Raw genomic sequence first — 5,293 nt, 5'->3', positions numbered from 1 at the left:
GTTTCCCGGATTTCATTCTCATCTCCACTCTCTGATGGTTACGATGAGCCTGAAATCCTCCGCTACGCAATCAACCTAGTCTGTTCCATGGGTGCTGATGGCGGACAGCGAAATAACCTCACAGGAGACTGCGTTGCGTTTGAAGTCAGCGACGAGCTCAAGCGGCTTGATGTCGTGTTATTCCCAAAGTTTGACTATAGGTGTCGCGCAGTTATCGGGTGCTGCCCACCGTTTACCTGTCGATCTTCTCGCTACCAAAAGGTGCCATATACCCCCTTCCGACCCTGATAACGTAATCAAATCCAGATGCGCTTGACGTCAAGTGTATCTCGTCTTAATAAGTTAGTTATTACTCACTAACATAATGGTTTCGAATGCCCGCCCGCAAGCCCGCAGATGAACGCAAGACCGAGATCGTACAAGCCATGCTGCGCCTCGCGGACGAGTTGGGCCCTGATCGCCTGACCACACAGTCGGTTGCTGATGCAGTCGGGCTGACGCAGCCCGCAATCTTCCGGCACTTCGCGACCAAACAGGATTTATGGTTGGCGGTAGCTAACGAGATTTCTGAACGCCTCCGAACCGCGTGGGGTGACGCGCTTAGGACATCTGCCGATCCGGCAGAGCGGATCAAAGCGCTGATTTTGGCTCAATTGCACCAGATCGAGACTATGCCGGCCATCCCGTCTATTCTTTTCTCGCGCGAGCTACAGGTAGAAAACGACGATCTCCGGCAAGCTGTTCTTACGCTGATGACTGAATTGGTCGCATTGCTGTCCATCGAGCTGACCAACGGACAGAAAGCGGGCCTGTTTGACACAAACCTGCCGCCCGAAGACGGAGCGCTACTGTTGATCTCGCTGGTACAAGGGTTGGCGATCCGCTGGACTCTGGGGAAACGCGGTTTCGCATTGGAATCCGAAGGGCACCGATTGCTCGACGCTCAGATGCGGCTATTCCGAATAGCAAGTACAGAGGTTTCGCCATGAACCGCCGTATCATCTTCGGTGTTACCCTTGCTGTCGGCCTCGCCGTCTTTGGCTGGCTTGTCCTTACAGAGCGCCCGGTTGGTGTTTCCACTGCCGCAATTGAAAAGAATGTCCCTGTTCGTGTTTATGGGCTAGGGACGGTCGAGGCCCGGATCGTCTCAGATGTCGGATTTGAAGTTGGTGCCACGCTGACAGAACTTTCAGTCGACAGTGGTGATACGATCAAAGCGGGGCAAGTCCTTGCCCGGCTTCATCCGACGGAACAACAAGCAAAAGTCGCGCGCGCCAAAGCCGGGATTGCCGCCGCAGAGGCCACTTTGGGCAAGGCTGAGGCAAATGTGATCCGCGCGCGTGCCATTCTTGCGCAACGGCAGTCGACAAATGCGCGCCAGCAGGAACTTGCCGGGCGCAATGCCGTCTCGACTCAGGCTGCAGAAGAGGCGCAGCGGGATGTCGATGTTGCAGCCGCTGATCTGGCCGTAGCAGAAAGTGATGTTGAGGTTGCCAAATCCATGCAAAGTGACGCCAAGGCAGCCCTGCAATACGAGCGTGTGCTGCTTGATCATCATGTGTTGCGGGCGCCATTTGACGCGGTCGTTGTTGAGCGCCACGTCGAAGCAGGTACTGTTGTTGTCGCTGGTGAACCTATCTTTACCCTTTTGGACCCGAACACTGTTTGGGCTTTGGCCTACATTGATGAAGAGAGGGCCGGGCCCCTGCAACTCGGACAAGTTGCCGAAGTGAGGTTGCGGTCTTTGCCCCATAAGGTCTTCACAGGCAAGATCGCGCGGATCGGTATAGAAAGTGACCGGGTGAACGAAGAACGCCGGGTCTGGATTGCATGCAATCAGTGCCCGGAACAGGTTTTTCTTGGCGAACAGGCCGAAGCTTGGATCACAGTGACAGAGCTGGTCGATGCGATGTTGGTTCCCGAGATCGCAATAACCGGTTTTGACGGGCATGAAGGTCTTATATGGGTCGCGCAGGATGGGCGTGCGCATCAGGTGTCGGCAGTCTTCGGTCACCGGACCGAGGATGCGCGGGTCGAACTGGTCGGTGGTATTCCCGACGGCTCGCAGGTCATCCTGGCACCCGGTAAAGGGCTGTCTGAGGGGCGCATGGTTCGGGTCGTCGAGAGGGATGCGCCATGAACCTCGCCTACCGCGATGTGCGTCACAATCTGTTCCGCTTCATGCTGACTTGCCTCGGCCTCAGCCTTCTGATGGCGGTCGTGCTGGCAATGATTGGTATTTACAATGGGCTGGTTGCGGACGCGCTGAACATCGTCAAAGCACCTCGAGCAGATCTTTGGATTGTTGAATCTGGTACACGCGGACCGTTTGCAGAAGCCTCGAAAATTCCCGACGGCACCCGTGATGCCGTGGGGCGATTGCATGGCGTGGCCGAAGCGGGCAGCATCACATACCAGACCGTCGAAGCGCCCTTTCGCGGCGAAACGCTACGCCTGTACGTGATCGGATACGAGCCAGGTCACCCCGGTGGACCCGAAGCAATCTCGGTAGGGCGTGGGATCAGCCAGTCCCATTTCGAGATCGTGGCAGATGCCAAATCCGGACTGTCCGTCGGCGATGTGATCCGACTGGGCCGCGATCCTTTCACTGTGGTCGGGTTGGTCGAGGATACGATGAATTCCGCCGGTGATCCGGCGGCGTTTATCACCTTGCGCGATGCGCAAGTGCTACAGACGCAACTGGCCCCGTCGGCTCAACGCGTCCAGGAGGCACGAGGCGCGGGGTTGCTCGAAAGTCAGGACAGCGTTGCGGCTGTGATCGCACGGCTTGAACCGCTTGCAGACCCGCAAGCAGTGGCGCAGTCGGTGCGCCAATGGAAACATCTTGGGGCCCTGACACAAGCCGATCAGGAGTCTATCTTGCTAATGTCTGTGGTGGATCGGGCAAAGCGGCAGATAGGTTTGTTTCTGGGCATCTTATTGTCCGTTTCAGCCGTTGTGATCGCATTGATTATCTACACGATGACCATGGAAAAGCTAAAGCAGATCGCCACACTCAAACTGATCGGCGCCCCCGACCGCACGATCATCGGGCTGATCGTGCAGCAATCCATTGCACTTGGTGCGGTCGGCTGGAGTTTCGGTCTGATCCTTATCCTGCTTGTCAAAGACTACTTCCCCCGCCGGGTTGTGTTGGAGCCGATCAACGCCGTCGCGCTGGCAGGGATCATCCTCATTGTCTGCATCGTCGCCAGCGGCCTTGGCGTTCGTGCAGCACTCAAGGTCGATCCGGCTACGGCAATCGGAGGGTGACGTCATGCTCAATGATCCGCGCCGCGTGATTGTAGATGTTACCAATGTCTCAAAGCACTTTGGCGAGGGCGGTGCACGTGTCGATGCACTGAAGGGTGTTGATCTGTCAGTCGAGGCGGGCGAAGTGGTGGCACTACTCGGCCCGTCTGGATCGGGTAAAACGACGCTTCTGAATGTCATTGGCTGCATCATTGCTCCGAGTACGGGGAAGGTTACGCTGGACAATGAGGCGGTTTACGACAAGCAATGGCTGCGAAACGATTTGCGTAGGCTACGGCTCGACAAGATCGGGTTTATCTTTCAATTCCATAATCTTCTGCCATTTCTCGATGCCAAGGATAACGTTGCTCTGGTGCTGAAACTGGCTGGAAAGTCGACGGTCGAGGCGCAAAGGCGCGCTGTCGAACTGCTGGACTATCTGGAGGTCGGTCACCGCAGGGATGCGATGCCCGCGCTTCTGTCCGGAGGTGAGGCGCAGCGTGTGGCCATCGCACGCGCCCTTGCCAACAGCCCGCGCATCATTCTGGCAGATGAACCAACTGCGGCGCTTGACAGCCAGAGGGCCGGGATCGTGATGGACCTGATGCGCAAGCTCGCAGCTGAGCAAGACGCCTGCATCATCGCGGTGACGCATGATGAAAAGATTTACGACCGGTTCGACAAGCTGTTCCACTTACGCGACGGCCGACTTGATGGAACGGAAGGGGGCGCGACATGAAAAATGCAACCACTGGCAACCGCGCCCTGAACATAGCGGCGAGCGTGGCAATAGTGTTCGGCGCGTTGACTGTTTTCTCAGGCGGACGGGCCTTGTTTGGTGGCGATGAAGCACGCGCAGCCGTTGGTAATGCAGTGCCCTTCGTGCTGTGGTTCAACTTTCTGGCAGGATTCGCCTATGTCGTGGCCGGCATTGGACTGTTTCTTCGGCACCGGTCAGCGGCCTGGATATCAACAGGTATTCTGGTTGCCACCGTTCTGGTTTTTCTGGCCTTCGGCGCTCATGTGCTGCAAGGCAATGCCTATGAGATGCGCACCCTCGGCGCGATGACCTTGCGCACGGGTGTCTGGTTAGCCATTTCCGTTGTGGCTTGGGTGCATATCTGGCGAGCAGAATGACTCGCCTGTAGATATGCCGTTACTCGCGGGACATTTCCTTTAACCTCGCAGTCGGGGACAAAGGAGATGTTTATGAATCAGGACGTACGCGGGTATTGTCACGTTAACGTCCGGTCGACGAGGGAATGCTGATGGTCGGGATTCAAGCGGCTCGAGTGGCAGCATTCCAGGCGTTAGTTGCCTCGAGGCGGTGACAACGGATTGTTAGTGCGGAGCGACGACGTGCCGGGACGCGGAAGCAATTTCTAACGGCTGATGGGTGGTTACGAACCGCTGCAAACCTCCTGGAGATCGGTATCCTGGCATCGTCCGTTCTCGCTTTCGGAATGGGAGGGGGCTGTTTTCCGCGCAGTTGTTCAAGCCCTTGTGCGACCAACGATCCAAGCCCGGCGCGATTTCCCGTTTGGCGGTGCCATAGGACCGCAACTTGTTCGTGATGATCCGCTTGGGAATGAAACCAAGGTGCTTGATCAGGCCGCGCAACAGCCGTTTTGCCGCCCGTTTGTCCCGCCTGGATTGGAGTACTTCGTCCGACACGACGCCATGCTGATCGACCGCGCGCCAAAGCCGATACTTGCGACCTGAAATGTCCACGACAATTTCATCCAGATGCCAGACATCATCTGGGCGGCCATGTCTCTGCCATAGATTTGGAGCAACCACCGGCCCGAATTTGATGACCCAGCGCCGAACAGTTTCGTAAGAAGCATCGCGCACGCGCTGCAGCAGCATCTCTTCAACTTCCCGCAGGCTCAGATTGAAGCGAACGTACAGCCACACTGCATGCGCGATGAGCTGAGGCGGAAACCGGGGGCGCTTGTAGCTGATTGACGATGTCTTCATCAATGTCACCTCCGCCCAATGTCGGGCATCAGCAGCCTAACGACAGTTAATGTGACAACAC

General features: G+C 56.9%; 5 protein-coding genes and 1 pseudogene. 5 read left to right on the top strand and 1 reads right to left on the bottom strand.

The features are described 5' to 3' along the window. Positions 1 to 374 precede the first annotated feature (374 nt). From ACR0DY_RS19770 to ACR0DY_RS19750, 5 genes are read left to right on the top strand one after another with little or no spacing between them, the layout of a single operon-like run. Complete coding sequence (locus tag ACR0DY_RS19770; RefSeq protein ID WP_480484947.1) at positions 375 to 989, top strand: TetR/AcrR family transcriptional regulator; 615 nt, start codon at positions 375 to 377, stop codon at positions 987 to 989. Then, positions 986 to 2,140 (top strand): efflux RND transporter periplasmic adaptor subunit, encoded by a 1,155-nt coding sequence (locus tag ACR0DY_RS19765; RefSeq protein ID WP_480560813.1) that lies wholly within the window; start codon positions 986 to 988, stop codon positions 2,138 to 2,140. The genes ACR0DY_RS19770 and ACR0DY_RS19765 overlap by 4 nt, the downstream gene beginning before the upstream one ends. After that, positions 2,137 to 3,273 carry an ABC transporter permease gene (locus ACR0DY_RS19760; protein WP_480484949.1) on the top strand — a complete coding sequence of 379 codons (1,137 nt, stop codon included), beginning with the start codon at positions 2,137 to 2,139 and terminating at the stop codon, positions 3,271 to 3,273. Before ACR0DY_RS19765 ends, ACR0DY_RS19760 begins: the two co-directional genes overlap by 4 nt. A gap of 4 nt (positions 3,274 to 3,277) precedes the next feature. Then, positions 3,278 to 3,991 carry an ABC transporter ATP-binding protein gene (locus ACR0DY_RS19755; RefSeq protein ID WP_480484950.1) on the top strand — a complete coding sequence of 238 codons (714 nt, stop codon included), beginning with the start codon at positions 3,278 to 3,280 and terminating at the stop codon, positions 3,989 to 3,991. Then, complete coding sequence (locus ACR0DY_RS19750) at positions 3,988 to 4,389, top strand: hypothetical protein (protein WP_480484951.1); 402 nt, start codon at positions 3,988 to 3,990, stop codon at positions 4,387 to 4,389. Before ACR0DY_RS19755 ends, ACR0DY_RS19750 begins: the two co-directional genes overlap by 4 nt. A 142-nt stretch (positions 4,390 to 4,531) precedes the next feature. Here the strand turns inward: ACR0DY_RS19750 and ACR0DY_RS19745 are convergent. Further along, positions 4,532 to 5,232: pseudogene (locus ACR0DY_RS19745) on the bottom strand (IS6 family transposase). Positions 5,233 to 5,293: the final 61 nt, after the last annotated feature.

The sequence above is a fragment of the Ruegeria sp. O6 genome, from assembly GCF_056535045.1.
Note: the sequence above shows the minus strand (reverse complement) of the source record. Positions and strands in the feature narration are given on the sequence as shown.

Excerpts from the sequence above, each read along its gene's own strand:
- ACR0DY_RS19755 (WP_480484950.1), top strand. The coding sequence starts at position 3,278 with ATGCTCAATGATCCGCGCCGCGTGATTGTAGATGTTACCAATGTCTCA.
- ACR0DY_RS19750 (WP_480484951.1), top strand. The coding sequence starts at position 3,988 with ATGAAAAATGCAACCACTGGCAACCGCGCCCTGAACATAGCGGCGAGC.
- ACR0DY_RS19770 (WP_480484947.1), top strand. The coding sequence starts at position 375 with ATGCCCGCCCGCAAGCCCGCAGATGAACGCAAGACCGAGATCGTACAA.
- ACR0DY_RS19765 (WP_480560813.1), top strand. The coding sequence starts at position 986 with ATGAACCGCCGTATCATCTTCGGTGTTACCCTTGCTGTCGGCCTCGCC.
- ACR0DY_RS19760 (WP_480484949.1), top strand. The coding sequence starts at position 2,137 with ATGAACCTCGCCTACCGCGATGTGCGTCACAATCTGTTCCGCTTCATG.